The 20,049-nt window shown below is 45.6% G+C and carries 14 protein-coding genes; 3 read left to right on the forward strand and 11 right to left on the reverse strand.

What is annotated here, in order from left to right:
• The first annotated feature begins 11 nt into the window (after positions 1-11).
• From OAG1_RS03275 to OAG1_RS03285, 3 genes are all read left to right on the forward strand, one after another.
• Positions 12-1,118, forward strand: a complete 1,107-nt coding sequence (locus OAG1_RS03275; RefSeq protein ID WP_338623913.1) for an efflux RND transporter periplasmic adaptor subunit — start codon at positions 12-14, stop codon at positions 1,116-1,118.
• Positions 1,118-4,246, forward strand: coding sequence for an efflux RND transporter permease subunit (locus OAG1_RS03280; protein WP_338623915.1), 3,129 nt, complete (start codon positions 1,118-1,120; stop codon positions 4,244-4,246). The genes OAG1_RS03275 and OAG1_RS03280 overlap by 1 nt, the downstream gene beginning before the upstream one ends.
• 595 nt (positions 4,247-4,841) lie before the next feature.
• Entirely contained in the window at positions 4,842-7,448 is a 2,607-nt protein-coding gene (locus tag OAG1_RS03285; protein ID WP_338623917.1) for a carbohydrate-binding protein, read from the forward strand.
• A 48-nt stretch (positions 7,449-7,496) separates the two neighbouring features.
• Here OAG1_RS03285 and OAG1_RS03290 read toward each other — a convergent pair whose 3' ends face one another.
• From OAG1_RS03290 to OAG1_RS03340, 11 genes are all read right to left on the reverse strand, one after another.
• Positions 7,497-8,603 carry an anhydro-N-acetylmuramic acid kinase gene (locus OAG1_RS03290; RefSeq protein WP_338623919.1) on the reverse strand — a complete coding sequence of 369 codons (1,107 nt, stop codon included), beginning with the start codon at positions 8,601-8,603 and terminating at the stop codon, positions 7,497-7,499.
• A gap of 8 nt (positions 8,604-8,611) precedes the next feature.
• Positions 8,612-10,270, reverse strand: a complete 1,659-nt coding sequence (locus tag OAG1_RS03295; protein ID WP_338623921.1) for a peptidoglycan DD-metalloendopeptidase family protein — start codon at positions 10,268-10,270, stop codon at positions 8,612-8,614.
• A 338-nt stretch (positions 10,271-10,608) separates the two neighbouring features.
• Positions 10,609-11,460 (reverse strand): cobalamin-binding protein, encoded by an 852-nt coding sequence (locus tag OAG1_RS03300; RefSeq protein WP_016403545.1) that lies wholly within the window; start codon positions 11,458-11,460, stop codon positions 10,609-10,611.
• Positions 11,461-11,494: 34 nt separating this feature from the next.
• On the reverse strand, positions 11,495-12,442 hold the full coding sequence (locus OAG1_RS03305) for a cobalamin biosynthesis protein (protein WP_338623925.1): 948 nt from the start codon (positions 12,440-12,442) through the stop codon (positions 11,495-11,497).
• Positions 12,442-13,140 (reverse strand): 5'-methylthioadenosine/S-adenosylhomocysteine nucleosidase, encoded by a 699-nt coding sequence (gene mtnN / locus OAG1_RS03310; RefSeq protein ID WP_220718997.1) that lies wholly within the window; start codon positions 13,138-13,140, stop codon positions 12,442-12,444. Before mtnN ends, OAG1_RS03305 begins: the two co-directional genes overlap by 1 nt.
• A 63-nt stretch (positions 13,141-13,203) precedes the next feature.
• Positions 13,204-13,632 carry a GNAT family N-acetyltransferase gene (locus OAG1_RS03315; protein ID WP_016403542.1) on the reverse strand — a complete coding sequence of 143 codons (429 nt, stop codon included), beginning with the start codon at positions 13,630-13,632 and terminating at the stop codon, positions 13,204-13,206.
• Positions 13,633-13,816: 184 nt separating this feature from the next.
• Positions 13,817-14,563: a hypothetical protein gene (locus OAG1_RS03320; RefSeq protein WP_338623929.1), complete on the reverse strand. Its 747-nt coding sequence runs from the start codon at positions 14,561-14,563 to the stop codon at positions 13,817-13,819.
• Positions 14,564-14,969: 406 nt separating this feature from the next.
• Positions 14,970-16,415 carry an aldehyde dehydrogenase gene (aldA, locus tag OAG1_RS03325; protein ID WP_338623931.1) on the reverse strand — a complete coding sequence of 482 codons (1,446 nt, stop codon included), beginning with the start codon at positions 16,413-16,415 and terminating at the stop codon, positions 14,970-14,972.
• Positions 16,416-16,470: 55 nt separating this feature from the next.
• Positions 16,471-17,802: an RICIN domain-containing protein gene (locus OAG1_RS03330; RefSeq protein ID WP_338623933.1), complete on the reverse strand. Its 1,332-nt coding sequence runs from the start codon at positions 17,800-17,802 to the stop codon at positions 16,471-16,473.
• A 309-nt stretch (positions 17,803-18,111) separates the two neighbouring features.
• Positions 18,112-19,398 carry a tyrosine--tRNA ligase gene (tyrS, locus tag OAG1_RS03335; protein WP_016403538.1) on the reverse strand — a complete coding sequence of 429 codons (1,287 nt, stop codon included), beginning with the start codon at positions 19,396-19,398 and terminating at the stop codon, positions 18,112-18,114.
• A 125-nt stretch (positions 19,399-19,523) separates the two neighbouring features.
• Positions 19,524-19,901: a DUF2750 domain-containing protein gene (locus tag OAG1_RS03340; protein WP_016403537.1), complete on the reverse strand. Its 378-nt coding sequence runs from the start codon at positions 19,899-19,901 to the stop codon at positions 19,524-19,526.
• Positions 19,902-20,049: the final 148 nt, after the last annotated feature.

The following is a 20,049-nucleotide window of genomic DNA, read 5'->3' on the forward strand; positions in this document are numbered from 1 at the left end:
AGTGTTTGATTGTGTCTGTTGCCGTAAAACAGTTTTTTGCTGCTCGCCCATATATCCTTTCTATTTTTATTGTTGCTGTAGTGGTGTTTTGGATGCTCTCTGGTCAAATGACTAATGCAGATGAAGCCAAGGCTGAACCTGAGAAAGCCGCTCACAAGCTAACCCGCGTGCAAGTGAAAACCTACACTGCCGAGACCATTGAACGCAGCTTACATTTATACGGGCAAACAGAGGCACGCCGTCAAAGTGTTATCTCTGCCGAAGTATCTGGTCGTTTGTTGGAGTTTTTGGTTGCCGAAGGTCGGCCAATTAAAAAAGGCCAAGCCCTTGCTCGTTTAGATATTCAAGATCGACGTTCACAGCTACTGCGTGCCGAAGCCTTGTTAGAGCAACGCACCATTGAGTATGCCGGGGTTAAGGCTCTTAGCAAGCAAGGTTTCCAAGGTAAAGCACGCTTAGCAGAGGCCAAGGCCGCGCTGGTGGATGCAGAATCCAATGTTAAATCGCTTAATTTAGCCATTGATAACACGCTGGTATTAGCCCCATACAACGGTATTTTTGAAGAAAATATTGTTGAGGCGGGTGCTTATCTAGGTATTGGTGACCCAATCTTAAGGCTTGCTGATACTCAGCAACTATTGGTACGTACTGATGTGTCTGAGCGCGATATCTCGCAGCTTTCTTTGGGTGAAAAAGCCTACGTAAACTTGGTTACCGGAGAAGAAGTTGAGGGAAGCATCGACTTTATTGCTACCTTGTCTGATCCCAATACCCGAACCTTTAAAGTAGAGGTGTTGCTCGATAACCAACAACAACAGCTGATGGCCGGTGTGAGTGCCAGTGTGCGTTTCCCGCTTGAAGAGGTTGAGGCGATAAAAGTTAGCCCTGCAGTATTAGCCTTAGATGAAGAAGGTAATTTAGGGGTTAAAACTGTTGTGGATGATTTAGTGCAGTTTGTACCAGCCAGTTTAGTGCGCTCAGATCCAGACGGTGCCTGGTTATCTGGCTTTAGTGGTGACAACGATGTGATTATTTTAGGCCAAGGTTTTGTGCGCGAAGGCGATAAGGTTGAGCCTGTCACCAAAGCGGAGTTGTTAGCGCAAGAGAGGGCTGAATAATGCACGCTTTTATTGAAGCCGTTTTATCGCGAACTCGAACCGTACTGTCTATTTTACTGTTCTTGTTTGTTGCCGGCATTATCACTTACAACAACATACCTAAAGAATCGGATCCCGATGTAGAGATCCCGGTTATTTACGTGTCGATCCCACACGATGGAATTTCGCCTCAAGATGCTGAGCGCTTGTTGCTGCGCCCTATGGAGCAGGAGTTACAAGGTTTAGAAGGCATTAAAGAAATGACCGCCACGGCCAGTGAAGGTCATGGCTCGGTGGTGCTAGAGTTTATTGTTGGGGTTGATATCGACCAAGCCCTGTCAGATGTGCGCGCTAAGGTGGATCAAGCCAAACCTAAGCTGCCTGCCGGTGGCGATGAGCCAGAGGTGCATCAAGTAACCTTAGCCACAGAACAGCCTGCTATTACGGTGTTGTTGTCGGGTGACTTGCCACAACGAGCCTTACTAACGATTGCTCGAGACCTGCAAGATCAAATGGAAACCATGAAGCAGGTATTAGAAGTTAACATTGGTGGAGACCGTGAAGACTTTTTGGAGATTACCGTAAACCCGCTTTTGATGGAGTCTTACGGCTTAGACCAAGCCGATATCTACAACTTGGTAAGCCGCAATAACCGTTTGGTAACAGCGGGTACACTTGATACTGGCAATGGCCGTTTTGCAGTAAAAGTACCTGCGGTATTTGAGAACGTTAAAGATGTTATTGAGCTGCCAATTAAGGTAGATGGTGACCGCATTGTTACCTTTGGTGATGTGGCCTCAGCCAGACGTACCTTTAAAGATGCCAGCACTTACGCGCGGGTAAATGGTAAGCCAACCATCTCTTTAGAAGTGAGCAAACGCCCCGGCGAAAACCTGATTGAAACCATTGAACAGGTAAAAGCGCTAATTGCTCAAGAACAAGCGTTTTGGCCAGATTCGGTGATTATTGATTATGCCGGTGATAAATCTAAAGATATTCGCACTATGCTGTCAGAGCTTCAAAATAACATTTTGTCTGCAGTCTTGTTGGTGGTGGTGGTGATTATTGCGGTAATGGGCGTGCGTTCGTCTCTGTTGGTGGGAATTGCTATTCCCGGCTCATTTTTGGCTGGTATTTTAATGCTGTCTTTAGGTGGGCTCACTATCAACATGGTGGTGTTGTTTTCGCTGATTATGGCGGTGGGAATGCTGGTGGACGGGGCCATTGTGGTTACCGAGTTTGCCGATAGGCAAATGAGTGAAGGCGTTCCTCGCCATCAAGCATACTCGCTGGCCTCACAGCGCATGTCGTGGCCAATTATTGCATCAACCGCAACTACCTTAGCGGCGTTTGCTCCCTTATTGGCGTGGCCAGGCATGGTGGGGCAATTTATGGGTTACTTACCCTTAACCTTAATTGCGACCTTAAGTGCTTCTTTGGTGATGGCGTTAATCTTTGTACCTTCTTTGGGCAATATTTTTGGTCGCCCACGTAAATTAACTGCCAAGCAGCAACAGGCACTAATTAAAGCGGATAAAGGCGAATGGCAAGGCCTAGAGGGGTTTACCGGTGTTTACTTACGGGTGTTGCACAAAGCGGTAAATGCACCGCTGCGCGTGCTGGGTTTGGGCATTGTTATTGCGATTGCAGTAATAATGGCTTATTCCAGTGCCGGTAAAGGGGTCGAGTTTTTTCCTGAAGTAGAGCCAGTGGGTTACAATATTATCGTTCGCTCGCACGGTGATTATTCTACCGATGAAAAGCTACAGGTAATGCTTGAGGTTGAGCGCCGCATCATTGATTTAGAAGACTACGATACTTTGTACACCAAAGTAGGTGGCGATCAGCTAGGGGATATTCGGGTTAATCTTAAAGATTGGAACGAACGTCGACCAGCTAACGAAATTATTGAAGACATGCGTTCACGCTTAGAACCTATTGCCGGCTTAGAAATTGAGTTTCGCAAAGACAAAGCGGGGCCGCCGGCGGGTAAAGATTTGCAGCTTGAGTTGAGCTCTCGCTTTCCCGAGCGCTTAGAACCCATGGCCAAGAAAATTCGAGAGTTGGTGAATGACAACCCGCATTTTGTTAATGCCGAGGACTCTACTACTAAACCGGGGATTGAGTGGCAGCTTAAGGTTGACCGTGCCAAAGCTGCTCGTTTTGGCGCCGATGTTACGTTATTAGGCAATACCGTACAGTTTGTGACTAATGGCCTAAACATTGGTGATTATCGCCCTGATGATGTAGACGATGAGCTAGAGATCCGAGTGCGTTTTCCAGAAGAGAATCGCAGTATTAGCCGCTTGAGTGAGTTACGGGTGAAAACGGCCTATGGCTTAGTACCCATTACTAATTTTGTAAGCTTAGAAGCTAAACCAAAACAAGATGTGATCAACAAGGTGGATGGTCGCCAAGTACTAACGGTAAGTGCCGACGTAGCGGCTGGGCAAAACTTAAGTATCGAGTTACCTAAGATTCAAGAGCAACTTAAGCAACTAGAGCTTGACCCCTTGGTTGATATTAAACTGCGTGGCCAAAATGAAGACCAACAAGAGAGTATGGCGTTTTTAGGCAGAGCCTTTATGGTGGCGCTATTTGTGATGGGTTTGATTCTTATCACTCAGTTCAATAGTTTTTACCAAGCCTTGTTAATACTCTCGGCAGTATTGTTCTCAACCATTGGTGTATTGCTTGGCTTATTAATCGCTGGGCAAGCATTTGGCATTATTATGAGTGGTTTGGGGGTAATTACCTTAGCGGGGATCGTGGTGAACAATAACATTGTTTTGATTGATACCTACAACGTTCTGCGTCGCCAAGGCATTGCTGCTCAAGAAGCTATTATGCGTACCGGTGCACAGCGTTTACGCCCAGTAATGTTAACCACTATTACAACCATCTTAGGCTTAATGCCCATGGTATTGGAGCTGAACATTGATGTGTTTGAGCGCAGCTTTGAAGTAGGTGCACCTTCTTCTCAATGGTGGTCACAACTGGCTACAGCAGTTGCTGGTGGCTTAAGTTTCGCAACACTGTTAACCCTTATTCTTACGCCGTGTTTGTTAATGCTTGGTGCTAAATTTAGCCGCAAAGATAAACAAGCTGCGATAGAAGAAGCGAAAGAGCAGGAGCTGTTGGGGGCATAGACGTTATTCGTCATACTGCTAGCCTCTAAAGTTTTGTGCAATACAAGGCTTTAGAGGCTACCCTCTAGCGCGTCATTTCTTCGCTTTATTAACGCGAAACGCGTTGTAGTATTGTTTCGAAAGCGGCGTGTTAAATTGCTATTAACTGTTTTGTTGAGTAAATACTCGACAGTTCTTCAAATAAATTCAAACTTGCAGTAAAAAATTTTCCTTTCTACTTGTGCCTTCGTGACTGTTAATCTCGACAATTTTTGGTTTTTTTTGTAAATGTTTACCCGCTTGTCACGGCTGGCTTTTCGTTTGGTTTAACTTAAATGTTGGTTAACAGGTTTTTTGAAAAGTTTATGATTTTAGTCGCTTATTTCGTTATTTGTCGCACTTTTGAGACAGTTGTGTGTGATTTGTCATTAAGGCATTCTGACTACGTATAGTAAATAACCTTATGTTTTTAACGCTTGGTTTGGTGATGTTCTCCATATTTCGTTGTTGTTTGTGGTTACGTTTACACCTTGCTGGGTTGTTGTATATTACAAAGGTTTCTAATCGTGTTAAGCACTACTAGTGTTTAGAAAAGCTTATAGAAACAGGATGTTTTATGGGGAATAAAACAAGGAAAATGGCGCCATTGTGTTTAGCCATAAGTTCGGTAATGGGCTTAGCTGCTCATGCTGCAAGTGAAGAAATGCTGCAGATAGAAGCCGAAGCTTATGTAGAGAGTGGTGGTAGCTTTGAAGACGGGCAAAGCTTTGCAGTGAGTGTATATCAACTCGATGGTATTACCGCGGTTAATTATGTAAACCGTGGTGATTACTTGGACTACGACATTGTGGTTGATGAGCCCGGAAACTATAGCGTTGAGTATTTTATTTCTACCGCTATTGAAGCAGGTGCTGAAATCGAAATACTGGTGAATAGCGATGGCTCTTGGTTACCACAGGGGCGTGCTGCTGTACCAGCAGAAGGTTGGAACACTTTTAACTCCTTGAAACCTAATCACCTTGTAGCATTGCCTGCGGGAAGTGTTCATCTGCAGTTAAGAGCAACCGGGGATGACGATTGGCAGTGGAATCTTGATCGCTTTGTATTGATTAAAGTGAGTGAGTTACCTGATATCGCTGAGCCAGACCTTCCCGAAGGAATGTTAAAAGTTAACGCTGTTGACTACATTTCTAGTGGTGGTGACTTCGATGATGGCCAAGCCAGTAGTGTAAGTAGCTATATTGCGCCAGGTGGTCTTTCGGCTATTAACTATGTAAATAGAGGCGATTTTGTTGAGTATCAAGTTGAATTGGCCGAACCAGGTGAGTATAGCCTTGAGTATCTAATTGCGACTGCTCAACAGCAAAATGTAGAAGTAGAAATTGCGCTAGAGCAAAACAATCAATGGCTTGTACAAGGCCGCACCTCTGTCGTTGCGGGGGGGTGGGATAACTTTGTGGCGCAAAAAGCCATGCATACTGTTAATTTGCCAAGTGGTGTAAGCAGCTTGCGCCTAACCGCAACTGGTAGCGCCGATTGGCAATGGAATCTGAGTAGCTTTACCTTAGAAAAAGTCAAAGATATAGAGCACCCGGTAGACCCTGAACCACCTATTGAACCTCCGGTTGAGCCTTTACCGCCAACAGAGGGCGCAATAAGTGCTGTTAACTACATAAATAGTGGTGGCTCTTTTGATGATGGCCAGATAAGTGCGCTTAATCGATATGTTACTGCAGCAGGTATTGAGGCAATCAATTATGTGAATCGCGGTGATTATGTTGATTATCAGCTAAATGTGGAGCAAGCCGGTTTCTTCAATATTGAATATCAAATTGCTACGGCGATGCAAGCTGGTGTCGCGATTGAGGTAGCTGTGAAAGAAGGCAACACTTGGAACACTGTTGGGCGTTCTAGCGTTTCTGGAAATGATTGGGATAGTTTTACAAGCTTAACCTCTGACTTTGCCTTTGAGTTGCCAAGCGGAGCTGTCACACTTCGTTTAAGTGCTGTGGGCAGTGCGGATTGGCAATGGAACTTAGCGAGTTTTTCTTTGCTAGAAACTGAAGAACCGAGCGAGCCAGTAGATCCTGATTTACCTGTTGATCCTAATGCACCAAGTTCGGTGTCTGGCTTAACCGATGTATCTCGAAGCGGTTACAGTGCCCAAGCATTAGATCCTGCCCAAGTCGCTGATTTACCAGTACCTGCTCCTGCAGGTGAGGGAATGGTATGGCTTAAGCAAGAAAAAGTATCTGATACATTTAACTATAACTTTGCTGAGACCAGCGCGCGAGCTTCGTTTGGTGAAGATGGGAAATGGTACAACTTCTACCACAATAATTGGAACGGCCCAGGTACGACCTACTGGCAACATAACCATGTGTCGGTTGATGGAGATAAAGGTACCTTGGTACTTAGAGCTTCGCGCAACCCAAGTACTGTTAAAATGGGTGTACCGGGTGTTAATGCTGGTTGTATTACCTCTAATGAGCGGGTGATTTATCCAGTGTTTGTAGAAGCCAGCGTGAGTGTTGCTAATATCGCCTTGGCGTCAGACGTATGGTTACTAAGCCCTGACGATACTCAAGAAATTGATATTATTGAGGCTTATGGTGGCGCTGCTCACTTCGAGAAGTTTATTCACTTAAGTCACCACTCTTTTGTTCGCTCACCGTTTACTGATTATCAACCGCGTGATAACAATAGTTGGTGGGAACGAGCAGGCGTAAACAGCTGGGGTGAGCATTTATGGAATGCTGGAAACCGCAAGTTTGTGCAAGTAGGTGTTAACTGGTTAGGGCCGAAACACTTTGAGTATTATGTGGATGGTGAACTAGTAAGAGTACTATTTGATAAAGCCTTTGCCACTAAAATCAATGGTACTTGGACATATAGTTACCCTTACCGAGATGCGCAAGGCCAGCTAGCATTTGACCAATTTGGATACCAAGCGGTGATTGAGCATGCTAAAAACAGTATTGATTTTTCATTTGAAACGCTAAAAGCAGCGAGCAGCGTGTCTAATGTGTCGGTGATTGATCCTGAGAACTATCAAGGGGGCAATGGGTTCACTAAAGCGATGGATATTATCGTTAATGTTGAATCGCAAAGCTGGCATGTTGCTGCAGGCCGTGTTCCGTCTGATGCTGATTTGCTTAATCCCGATAAAAACACCATGGAAGTAGATTGGATTCGAACCTATAAACCGAGCACTGAGCGCTAGGTTTAAGGGCGAACCTTAATGTTGAAGGAGGGATGTTATCCCTCCTTTTTATTTTGCGGGGTACAGGGCGCCAAGAATGGCTGGGCGACTTGCTCCGGTTACCGAGCTGGCGTTGCCAGTTTGTTGTAGTTTAAAACAGCGTGCTAACCAAGCAAAAGCCATCGCTTCTAAGGCTTGTTCTGGAATGCCTAGTTCTGAGGTGCGGCTGAGTGTTAACTTAGGTAATGCCTTGGTCAGTAACTCTAATAAAAAGCCGTTTTTGTCACCGCCGCCACATAAATACACCTTGCCCCTATCAGCATCAAATAACTCTTGAGCAATACTCTGAGCGCTTAGGTGGTGCAAGGTACATTGCACATCTACAGGTGCTATTTGGGCAAAGTCTGGCTGTGTAAGAAAGCTATCTAACCAAGCTAAATGAAAATACTCGCGACCAGTGCTTTTTGGGGCAGCTAAGGCAAAGTACTTATCTGCTAGCATTTGTTCTAGTAAGTTTTGCTGGCAGCGGCCGCTTTTCCCCCACTGACCATTATCATCATAATCCAAGCCATTAGGGTGATGACGTTTAAAGTGTTGATCTAAAAGAGTATTGCCTGGTCCGGTGTCATAGCCTAATAAGCTTTTCCCTGGAACTAAGCGGGTAACATTGGCAATGCCACCTATGTTAACAATAAAACGAGCTTCGTTAGCATGGCTGAACATTGCTTGATGGAAGGCAGGTACCAACGGCGCTCCTTGGCCGCCTAGCGCCATATCTTTGTTTCGAAAATCTGCCACCACATCAATGTTGGTTTGCACTGCAATGTGGCTAGGGCTGCCAATTTGTAGGCTAAAGGCTAACTCGGGAAAATGGCGTATGGTTTGCCCGTGGCTGCCAATAGCAGCAATGTCACTAGCCTTGAGTTTAGCCTGAGCAATAGCTTGAGTTGCGGTAGCTGCAAATAGCTGGGCAACCGCCACGCTAGCCTCTGCCATGGTGGCTAGTTCGTTGGCTGCTGGGCTGCATAAACCGTGCAGTTGCTCAAGTAAGGGTTGTGGTATTGGCTGTTGGCAATGGGCTAGCAGAGCAGGTGTTTGCGGGCTAAAATCAACCACCACGGCGTCTACGCCGTCCATGCTGGTGCCCGACATTAAGCCCACATAAATGTCTGTCATTTCTTTACCTAATTCATGGCTAGCAATACTCGCTTGGTATTGTCTAGCTGCTTGATTCTGGCCTTAGCAATCGGCAAGAAAATGTCTTTTTGCTTACCTTTTAAAGGCGTAGATGTAGGTAGTTTCACGGTACGTGGGTTTTTGTGTACCCCGTGCACTAAAAATTCGTAGTGTAAATGTGGACCGGTTACTCGCCCTGTCGCACCAACGGTGCCAATTTTCTTGCCCTGTTTAACCCGCTGGCCAGTTTTTACGTAGCGCTTATGCAAATGCAAGTACTTGGTGACGTAGGCGCTGCTGTGCTGAATAAACACATAGTTGCCGTTGTATTTGCTGTAACCCGATTTAGTGACTCTGCCATCGCCGGCAGCTTGCACTGGCGTTCCCACTTTGGCCGCATAATCAATGCCGTTGTGAGCGCGCACTCTGCCGGTTACTGGGTGTAAACGGCGGGGGTTAAAGTTAGAGCTTATGTATTTGAAGTTAACTGGCGCGCGCAAAAAGGCTTTACGCATTGGGCGGCCTTCTGGGGTGTAATAGTTGCCATCTTCGTGACGAACCGCTCTAAATACATCACCTTGGTTAATAAACTCGGCGGCAATAATATCGCCGTTTCCTGCAAATAGACCGTCGATGTAGTGCTCTTCAAACAGCACCATAAAGCTATCATCTTTACGAATGTCTAAAGCAAAATCGATATCCCAGCCAAAAATAGCCGCTAGCGCCATAATTTGGCCCTGACTGAGTTCAGCGCTAATACCGGCATTCCAGAAGCTTGAATTGATGGTGCCTTGGGCAAAGTTAGTTCTTACTTCTAGCTCTTGGGTATCTACTTTTACCGCGAAACCATCTTGCTTATCTCGCTCAATAATCAGTGTTTGATGTTTCGATTGTGGATAATGTAGCTCCATTAATCGATCTTGGTCATCGAGATAAAAATCCAGCGTATCGCCAGGGTGAACCGTACGCAGCTTTCTTGCTTCCCCGCCGAGTTGGTCTATGTCGTGTAAAGTGCGAGCACTTAAACCCACCCGCGAGAAGATAAGCGCCATGCTGTCACCCGATTTAACGGTTTGGCGTTTAAGGGTGTAGAAGTGCTCGGGTTCTTCAAGGGCTTGTTGCGGTTCTATCTCCAGTTGCAGGGGATAACGAACACCAAGGTTAAGTTCTTTGCCTTGCTGCAGTTGCGCAATTAACTCGGCGGCATCGCTAACCTTAACGGCATTATCGGTAGCGCTAGTTTGCGGATCTAATGAACTTGATTCATCAGCAGTTTGGGTAATTTCGCTTGCTGCATCAGTTGCTGCGGCAGGGGATTTAGCAGCAGTATCTATGCTTGTGTGTTGCTCTTCAGCTTGCTCAACCGCTTGGTTTGGAGAAAGCTCTGCCACTTGTTCCACTGCGGGTTGGCTAGCTGGCTGTTTCTCTTCTACTTGCTCAAGCTGAGCGGCTGTAGATTGTAGCTTGTCTAAACTGGGCTCGTTGGTGCTGGTGGAGTCTGTTGGTCGCACTTCTTGGATGTTGTTGGCCTTGGCTGAAAGATCGATAGTTTGTCGCTGGCTAGCACTCACCGACTTTTTTTCACTCGGGATGAGCAGTGCGGCTATTACCAGCATTATGGCAACAAACAACAGCCGACGATGACGTTTAGGTAATAAGCTTTGCAATCTACTTCCAACATACAAACACAGTGATTACCGCGATTGTAGCCAGATGCTAGTAATAATGCCAGATTCAGCGGCGCAAGCCGTGAGCTAAACAGGCTACAGAGCAGTTGCTGACCAAATTGGCGCAAGCTGGTTAATAGTAGTGCAAGCGATTGAATAAGCAACTTTTGGCTGTGCGAAGGCTTATCGAATGACTAAAGCATATTTGTTGGTTTGTTTGGGATTTAAAAAAGGTAAAGCGACATAAAATATCAAATACCTCTTTAGGGGTGGTTTTGTCTGTCGAAAATTTTATAAGATCTTTAGCTTGCTTAAAACTGGCACAACACTTTCATTACTTATATCGAAGATTTTTCTTCACTCGTATATGCTCTCGTCCCACTCAGTTTATCTGGGTGGGTTTTTTTTCGACTTTTTTCCAGCATGCTACAAAGTTGCTTTAGGCTCTCTAGAGTGCGAAGTGTTAAGCGATGGGCCTTATCTGGGTCTAGATGGTAAATGTGTTGCTGCTGCACAGCTTGAAGCTGTGGCCATTGCTTCCAAGAGTGTTCAAATTCCCATTGGGCAATAATAATGGCTTGAGGATCAGCTTCTAGTACCCACTCTTCTGACAGCAATGGATAGGGTGCCACCGCTTCGGCCATAATATTTTCTCCGCCACATAAGCGAATGCCATCATCAATCCAGCTTTTCGCAGATATGCTACGCAGCGGCGTGTGCCACATCTGATAAAACACACTCACTTTGCTTTTAGACTGATACTGCTGCGCCAATTGAGCTAGCTGTTGCTCGGCAAACTGGCTTAAGCGTTGTCCGGTTTCTTGCTCACCTAAAATACTACCCAGCTCTGCCAGTTGTTTAGGTAGGTTGTCTAGCCGTTTGGGTTTGGACACAAATACTTGAATATTTAAGGCGCGTAGCTTTTGCGCCAAACTTTGCTGATTTCCTTGTTGCCAGACCAAAACTAAGTCGGGCTTTAAGGAAATGATGCTCTCGAGGCTAATGTATTGATAATTGCCAATGCGTGGCAGCGCTTTAGCTGCTTCTGGATAGTCGGCATAATCTACTGTGGCAATCAGTTTATCACCGGCACCTAGGGCATAAACTTGCTCGGTTAAATGTGGGGCTAAAGAGATAATGCGTTGCGGTTTAGCGTAAAGCGCAGTGCTGAAAAAGGTCGCTAGCAACACGATGATGAGCTTAACGGTGTTGGCTCTTTTAGCCTTAAAGATAGATAACACGCGCAAGGTAGATTGGACTAAGAATAAGTAGGTACAGTAGCGCACTCATATTGAGTTTTAAGGCAAGTCTGTCTAATTCAGCCGCTTCTGGGTATTGCTGGCTTGGCCCAAAGCGGGCTTGTTCAACTTTTTGCTGTTGGTAATGGCGAGGTCCACCTAGCTCACTCTGTAAGCTACTTGCGCTTACGCTAATCAGCTTACCGCTGCCGATATAAGGCCAGCGGAAGCCTTCACTAAGCGCGGCCCTGTTACGAGAGAGTTTGCCATAACAGCAGATTATCAAGGCTAATAGTTGGAAGGGCAGGTAGCTAAATAGCTGATAGAAGCGACTTGCGGTATGACCAAACTGGCGAAATTGCACGAGTTTAGGGTTCCAAGCAAAGTGCAACTCGGTAACGATGCGGTAGATTAAGGCCGGTACAATGCCTGCCAACATAAACCAAAAAATCACCCCAAACCAATTGGCCGCTAGCCTCAGCAATAGCATTTCAGCAGATGCTTTAGCTACGCCAACTGCAGACAAACTTTCGCAATCGCGTAATACCCAAGGGCGTAAAATGTTGCGGGCGGGTTTGTGCAAATGTTTGTTGAGAAGATGAGTAATGCGATGGTAACTGTGCATTGGGGCTTGCCACTGAAGCAAGCAAAGTAGCAGCAAGCTGTCTACTAACACGGTGAGGGGATTAAGTTGGTTAAACAAGGCTAAGCCTAGGCTTAGTGGTAGTAAAATTGCCAGTAAAGCCAAACCGCCAGCAATGCGCTGCTGGCGAGGACCATTGCCGCTGCGATTTACTTTTATTGATAGTTGCTCGGCAAACCAACGAACTAGCAGCATTACCTGACCAAATCCGCGGCCTGGTATTAAACGTTCTAAGGCTATACCCAAAAAGGGTAGGCTGAGGCTAAGCCACTGCCAGGAGCTTTCGTCCATTAGTCAGTTAGCTTCTCTAACATGGCTAGTACCAGGGCAGTAGAGTGCTTAGCTGCTGTTTCTAAGAATTCATCAAATGACGATGGCGACTCTTTACCTGCAATGTCCGACAGCGCTCTAACCACTACAAATGGCACCTTGGCGAGATGACAAACTTGCGCAATAGCAGCGCCTTCCATTTCTACCGCGGTCATATTTGGGAAGTCGGCACGGGCTTTAGCGACACGTTCAGGATCAGCCATAAAAATGTCGCCGGTACAGATTTGACCACGCACAATTTGATGGCCTGAAAGCTGCTTAGCAGCCTGTTCGGCAATCTCGATAAGCTTAGCGTCAGCTTTATAGGCGGCTGGGTTAGCAGGCAGTTGGCCCATTTCGTAACTAAAGGCTGTAAGGTCTACATCGTGATAGCGTAATTCGTTAGAGATAACCACGTCGCCTACTTTTAAAGCGGGGTCAAAACCACCGGCAGAGCCAGTATTGATCACTTGAGTGGGTTGGTAGCGTTGCAGCAACACGGTAGTGGCAATGGCGGCAGCTACTTTGCCGATGCCAGAGCGGGTTACTACTACTGGGTGCTGGTTAATTTCACCACTATAAAATTCACAACCAGCAAAACTATAGGTATCACAGTTATCGATCATTTCGCGAAGTGCTACCACTTCTTGTTCCATTGCACCAATAATAGCTGTAGTCATAACCGTCTCTTTATCAAAAGGAAAAATCAGCGGAATATTACCATAAGCTAGTTTAAGGAACAGCTACAGATCGCGCACAAACACCCGTTGTGTTTTACGCTGTTTAAATTTGATGTGCTGGTAAAACTGATTTGCTTGTTCGCGGGTAGAGTCACAACGTACTCTAATTTCGCCTACGCCGCGGCTCGTTGCCCAATGACGGCATTGTTTAACAAGCGCACGGCCAATGCCTTGATTTTGTGAGTCTTGATCTACCACCATACCGCTAATCTCGGCAAAGGGGAGCGAGCCTAAACGCAAGGCAACAAATACGTGCACCCAACCTACTATTTGCTCTTGCTCGTTGAGGTAAACAAAGGCTTGGTGGGCAGGGTTTTCTAAAATAGCGTGAATATTAGGTAGTACAGTTTGTGCCGTTGGGTTGTAGCCTAGCTGCTTTGCCAGCATGGCCACGTCAACCGCGTCTTCTTCATGAATAGGGCGAATTTGCATAGCATTCCTTAATCGTAGTGGAACTAACAACTGGTTTGATAATAAACCATAGTTACCGACTTAAGCGGTTAACTGCAAGCAGCTTAGGTAAGATTTATGACTTTTTTAAGACAAAGTGTTCGATTATATTAACTAAGTTGTCAAAATAGGCCTGGCTTCATCGAACAAACCAATACGCAGCGAGTTAGATGATGGCCTCTTTCAAAGACTGTGCTTGGCAATACACTTCGCATAAAGCTTGCTCGGTGAGACTCAGCTCTTCAAATTCCCATTCCGTATAAAATTGCACAGCCTGAGGATGCTGCAGGCTAAATTGTGCTAGCCAATTGCTAAGTGCTTGTTGCAAGTGTGGCTTAACTTCTGCTTCGTTAAGCTGGGCAATGGAGAGAGCTTGAGTGTGGGCATTAATCTGTTGCAGCATATATGCTAACAGCGGCTCCACATCGCAGACTAGCGGGCAAACAAAGTAAATACCGAAGGCTTGCTTTGAGCTGCACTTACCTACTTTTACTTGCCAGTCATTGGCAAATTCAAACAGGCAGTAATGCTGGCCTATATTGGCCTGATCTGGCGCTGGTGGCGCGAGACTTTCACTCTCTTTTCGTTTTTGGCTTAACGAGTTTAGGTAGTCACCTAGCTTAGTGGATAAGCGCTTGGCAGTATTTAGGTCATCAGGCTCTAACTGCTTGCTTTGTAGCCAATAGTTAATTGCACCTAATATGGCCAGAGCCATATATTCTTGGCTAAAATGGCTGCTTAGCGGGCCTTCTATATTTCCTTCCATTAAATCTGCAAGGTGATGAAAATCTTCAATTGAGACCAAGCTTTGGATGGAGAAGTAAGAATGACCAAATTCAATAATTTGGTAGCCAAGTTGTAGCTGAATTTGCGGAACTATCACTGCGAGGGTGTTGTTTTCTATCACATTCATTCAGCAACTTTCCATGGTAATGCCAGCGCATTAAAGCATCGCATATCATGGGCTTAGAGTAAAATTAGTGAGAAGGGTAATGCTTGTCCAACTATCCTTAATATTTAGTTGAGTGAGTATCTTGCTCTTATCCCGCACTAATCTTTTTATAGCGGTGTTGTTGGCTACGATCCTAAAGCAGCGGATGCATGATCATGAGTGTTCACGTTGCCGCTGAATGATTTCTAACACGCCTAAATAGATCATTACTAAGCTTAAAAAGAATCCGATGTAGAGCATAGTATCCCCTTGGTATTTGCGTTTAATTATTATTGCTATTGGGTATTGCGGTCTCCATTTTCAAAACTGCGGGTAGCAAGCAACTCACTGCTAATAAGTTGCTTGCTCACTTCCTAAGAAAAGAGTGTTATTTTGAGAAGTCTACGTAGAAGGTTTTCTTCTCTAGGTATTGCTCAAAACCATATTTACCATCTTCACCGCCGGAACCACTTAGTTTGTAGCCATTGTGGAAGCCTTGATGTTGCTCGCCATGACCGCGGTTTACATATATCTCTCCGCATTCAAGGTCGTTTACCAAGTCCATGACTAGTTTGATTCGATCAGTGAAGATCATCGCCGACAAACCGTACTCAGAGTCATTGGCATAGTTAATCACTTCATCAAACTCAGTAAATTTAACTACGGGCAAAATAGGGCCAAAGATCTCTTCGTGAACGAGGCTCATCTCTTGGGTTACGTCGGTAAACACGGTGGGTTCAAACCAGTAGCCTTTTTCAAACTCCTCGCCGCTTAAGCGTTTACCACCAGTGACTAAGGTGGCTCCTTCTTCTATGGCTTTAGCAACCATGGCTTCCATATTGGCTAGCTCTTTAGCGCTTACTTTTGGCCCCATGTCACTATCTTCGTTCATTGGGTCACCTACCTTTATGGCTTTCACTTTGGCAAGCAATTTGTCCATAAACTCTGTGTAGATGGCTTCGTGAACATATAAACGTTCGTTACAAGTACATACTTGACCACAGTTATCGAACTTAGAATTTAGCGCTGCGTCTACTGCCGCATCTATGTTAGCGTCGTCGAGCACGATAAAGGGCGCTTTGCCGCCTAGCTCTAGTTGTACATGAGCTAGGTTGTCTGAGGCTGCTCGCACAATGGCTTGGCCAGCAGGAGTACTGCCTGTCATTGATACCATGGCTGTCTTTGGGTGGCGAACCAGTGCATCGCCCAAAGAGCGACCAGGACCGGTGACTACGTTTAACAAACCTTTTGGCAAGCCAACTTTGTCGGCCAGCTTTGCTAGTTCAAGTGTTGCTAATGGTGTTTCGGTAGTTGGCTTAACAATAATCGCATTACCCGCCACTAAGGCTGGGCCAATTTTTCGACCAGCTAGCGCTAGTGGAAAGTTCCATGCTGTAATCGCTACCACTACACCACGCGGCACCTTGTGGATCCAAATGTGCTCGTCAGGGTTGTCAGACTCAACAATGTCACCTTCAATGTGGCGAGCCCATTCGCAGGCGTATTCAATAAACGAGCAGGTTACGTCTACTTCCATGCGCGCCACTTTTAGTAACTTGCCTTGTTCTTGCACCAGCAACTCGGCTAAGAAGTCACGGTTAGCTTTAATCTCTGCCACTAACTCATACAGTTTTTCGGCGCGTTTGCGAGCAGGTAGCTTACGCCATTGCTTTTGTGCTGCTACTGCTGCGCTCATGGCTAGCTCTGCATCGGTTTCATTGCCATTCGCGACAGTGGCGATAACTTCTTCAGTTGAAGGGTTAAGTACCTCGGCGCGTGCTCCTGATTTTGCATCTAGCCAGCTACCATTGATGTACATCTGATAATTTTTCATGAACAACCTATTGTTTAAGCGAAGTAAATGGCCAGCTGGTCGGCTAGCCTTCCCATTAATTTACGAATTTAAAGCTTTGATGTTCTGAGCCATCACATTCACCCAATGACAAGTTTTTGCCATTTTTCTTGGAGCCTTTCGCCATTTCTAGGCATTCTCCAGTGGCGAGGTTTTTAATGCTGAACCAATTGTGGCCTTTGTTTGATAATAGCCAAGACTGGGCAGCCGATTGCTCATCACAGCGTTGTTGGCGTAAGTCTTGTTTGCCTTCTCGTGCTGCAACACAAAAATCATTTGCGGTGTTTTTGATGCTGACTTGCTGGCCCTGTTCACTCACTTGCTCGGTAAAAGTAAACTTCTGCTGTTGGCCACGATGGCTGCAGTAGCTTTGGCGATAACGCGCGCCTTTCTCTGAGCGAGGGTTTCTAATTTCAAAACACTTAGTGCTGTGGCGCAAGCTTAAACCAGCTGTATCGGTCGGGAGTTTTACTGGGCCAAGTTCCTGCTGGCTTACATCGGCTTTTACTGGCACGTAAACACGTACCCAATCCACTAGCATCTTGTTTCTGGTTTCATCGGCTAAATCTTCATCGCTAGCGATGTGACCAACACTTGAGCGCCAGTCGTGATCTTCCATGTCGATGATCATGAACATCTCACGGTCTAGGCCTAGATTTTCTGGGTCTTTAAGTGAAGTTTTGTTTAAGCGACGAACTAAACGTCCATCAATGTAAAACTCGACATTCCATGGATCTATCCAGTATGCGCCAAAGCGATGGAAGTTATCGCGATAAGGCGCTTCGTTTGGTAAAAAATGATGCTGTTGAGAGCCAATGTCTCGAATAATTTCGTTGCTTTCCTCATCACGAATAAATACATGGTAGTTGGTATTAGCATGGCGAGAATGCTTGTGGTGGTTGGCGCGATCGCTGCCGTATATCTCCAGTATATCTAACTCGCGCTTGTCATCGGCACTTAATAACCAAAAGTTAGACGATAACACTTGGTTAGCCACTTTAATTTTGGCTTCCATGTAAACTGGGTAGATGATTGGCGTTTTAGAAGTTACTACACCTAGGTGAACCTTATCGGTATCTGGTTTTCTGGCGGCTTTAATAACCAGTTTTCCATCTACTACATCAGAGTGGTCAGAACTCCATATGGTTAAGCCTGGCCCAGTCCAAGCATTATGGTAATGGTCGTTCCATTTTTCACTAAACTGTTGGTTTTTTCCTTGGTAGTTAAAATCGTCAGAAAAGGCGTCAATTAACTCCCAAGTATTCCCAAATCCAGGGTCTGCAGGTACGTCGTAGTCTGCCCAATCTTTGGCTTGAAGGGAAAAAATCAGGCTAGTGGCGGCAAGTAATAGAGTGTTTCTAAACAGCATTTTGGCTCATACAGTAAAAATTTGTAAACCAATTATGCCAGACATTTTTAACTTAAACTGCAAACTGGTTAACGTTTATTTGAATTGGTTGATAACTTAATTTCGTGCAGCTAGATTTGAATTAAAGCTTTCTAGGGAAAATACCAGTGCAATGAGGAGTTTATGAAGGGTGATTGAAGCCAACAAGAAGTGACATCGGAATACGTAGAAAAGGTTGTTCTGGCAGATAACAACAGCAAAGGTGGTGGAGAATGTGTTGAAGGGATTAAATCGAGCAATCAGCGTGGCTGATTGCTCTTAACAGCAAAATTATTTAGCCCAAATGATCAAACTGAATAATTTTTTACCGCGCTTAACTACTGAATACTTACCGTATAAGGCATCGCTGGCTTGCAAGGTTAGCTGAGGGTCGTTTAGCTTTTCGCCGTTTACAGACACTGCGCCGTTACCAATAAATTCGCGCGCCATTTTATTTGATTTAGCTAGCTCACTCGCTGTAAGTAGCTCAACTAAACCAGCTTCGCTTTGTTCAAGTTGAGTGGTAGGCAAACCATCTTGGGCTAGCTGCTCTAAATCTGACTCACTGAGAGAGGCTAAGTCGCCAGAGAATAGCGCTTGAGTAATTCGCATTGCTGAGGCTAAGCCTTCTTCACCATGCACTAAACGAGTTACTTCTTTGGCTAAAATACCTTGCGCTTCTGGGCGACCTTGGGCGGCTTTATCACGCTCTTCAATGGCGGCAATTTCGGCTACGTCAATAAAGGTGAAGTAACGCAAGAACGAATATACGTCGGCATCAGCCGTGTTAATCCAGAATTGGTAGAACGCGTAAGGCGAGGTGCGCTTAGGGTCTAACCAAATGGTACCCGTTTCGGTTTTACCAAACTTAGTGCCGTCGGCTTTGGTCACTAATGGCATTGTTAGGCCATATACTTTGTTGCTGTACATGCGGCGAGCTAGGTCGATACCGCCCGTGATGTTGCCCCACTGATCAGAGCCACCAATTTGTAAGGTGGTGTTTTCTTTGTCGCTAAGCTCGGCAAAGTCGTAAGACTGCAGCAACATGTAGCTGAACTCGGTGAACGAGATACCCGACTCATCACGGTCGATACGCTGTTTTACCGATTCTTTTTTGATCATAGCGTTAACGCTAAAGTGTTTACCTACGTTACGCATGAAATCAATTACGTTTACTTTGCCAATCCAATCTAGGTTGTTAATTACCTTGGCTGCATTTGCTTGGTCGCCAAACTCAATAAATTGGCTAACTTGCTTCTGCAGTTTGCCTACCCAGCCGGTAACTACGTCATCGCTGTTTAGTTTACGCTCTGCGGCTTTAAAGCTTGGGTCACCAATTAAACCAGTTGCACCACCCACCAAAGCTAAGGGCTTGTGACCAGCTTGTTGGAAACGCTTAAGCATAAGTAGTGGCACTAGGCTACCAATGTGCAGGCTGTCGGCTGTTGGGTCAAAGCCACAATACAGGGTGCGGGCTCCACTAGAAAGGTGTTCGGCCAGTTCTTCGTCGGCAGTGCATTGAGCAACTAGGCCGCGCGCCTTCAAATCTTCTAATAATGGATTAACCGTTGTCGTCATAATTTAACCTGTATGTATTTCTGTACCCGTTTGGGCGCTATGAACAATTTTCGAGCCGAAGATTCTACACTTAAGTCCTTACTAAAAAAACTGCTTAGTGGACTTAAGCGCGGTAAATACTCGGCTTACTTGATTTTTCCGCTGCTAAGCTCGTCGGCAAGATCTAAGGGCGCAACAATTGTGCCTTCACCGGCAAAGCTAGGAGCCACTGCTAGGTCAAAACCATCGTTGGCCATTCCAGGCAGCCACTTCTCGGTCAAGTCACTCAAACTAATGGCGAGGGCTTTAAAGTTGGCGTGGTCTTTACTGGCCCAGTGTTCGGCAAGTGCTTGCTCGCTCCACAGCAGTAATACTTTTTCGTCACCGGTTTCGATAATCAAACAACCCTGTTCGTCACTTAAGGTCCAAACCTGTTGGGCCTTACGGGCTTGTTCGATAAAGCTTTGATAACGCTGTTTAGTGGTTAGACGGTCATTTGCGTCGATTAATGCTTGAGAGCTCATGTTGATTCCTAGGTGCGACTGTATTAGCGGCACGCAGTATAGCAGCTTCAAGAGGTGCTGTTTATCTTTGCTGAAGGGGAATTGTGGGCACTGTTGTTGATCATCTAATGTTTAAATCTTGTGCTCTCTTGATCTACAACTAAGACCT

This window comes from Agarivorans sp. OAG1 (genome assembly GCF_037076485.1).
Taxonomy (GTDB): domain Bacteria; phylum Pseudomonadota; class Gammaproteobacteria; order Enterobacterales; family Celerinatantimonadaceae; genus Agarivorans; species Agarivorans albus.

Excerpts from the sequence above, each read along its gene's own strand:
- OAG1_RS03305 (WP_338623925.1), bottom strand. The coding sequence starts at position 12,442 with ATGGACGAAAGCTCCTGGCAGTGGCTTAGCCTCAGCCTACCCTTTTTG.
- OAG1_RS03340 (WP_016403537.1), bottom strand. The coding sequence starts at position 19,901 with ATGAGCTCTCAAGCATTAATCGACGCAAATGACCGTCTAACCACTAAA.
- OAG1_RS03330 (WP_338623933.1), bottom strand. The coding sequence starts at position 17,802 with ATGCTGTTTAGAAACACTCTATTACTTGCCGCCACTAGCCTGATTTTT.
- OAG1_RS03280 (WP_338623915.1), top strand. The coding sequence starts at position 1,118 with ATGCACGCTTTTATTGAAGCCGTTTTATCGCGAACTCGAACCGTACTG.
- aldA (WP_338623931.1), bottom strand. The coding sequence starts at position 16,415 with ATGAAAAATTATCAGATGTACATCAATGGTAGCTGGCTAGATGCAAAA.
- OAG1_RS03320 (WP_338623929.1), bottom strand. The coding sequence starts at position 14,563 with ATGAATGTGATAGAAAACAACACCCTCGCAGTGATAGTTCCGCAAATT.
- OAG1_RS03315 (WP_016403542.1), bottom strand. The coding sequence starts at position 13,632 with ATGCAAATTCGCCCTATTCATGAAGAAGACGCGGTTGACGTGGCCATG.
- tyrS (WP_016403538.1), bottom strand. The coding sequence starts at position 19,398 with ATGACGACAACGGTTAATCCATTATTAGAAGATTTGAAGGCGCGCGGC.
- OAG1_RS03285 (WP_338623917.1), top strand. The coding sequence starts at position 4,842 with ATGGGGAATAAAACAAGGAAAATGGCGCCATTGTGTTTAGCCATAAGT.
- OAG1_RS03290 (WP_338623919.1), bottom strand. The coding sequence starts at position 8,603 with ATGACAGACATTTATGTGGGCTTAATGTCGGGCACCAGCATGGACGGC.
- mtnN (WP_220718997.1), bottom strand. The coding sequence starts at position 13,140 with ATGACTACAGCTATTATTGGTGCAATGGAACAAGAAGTGGTAGCACTT.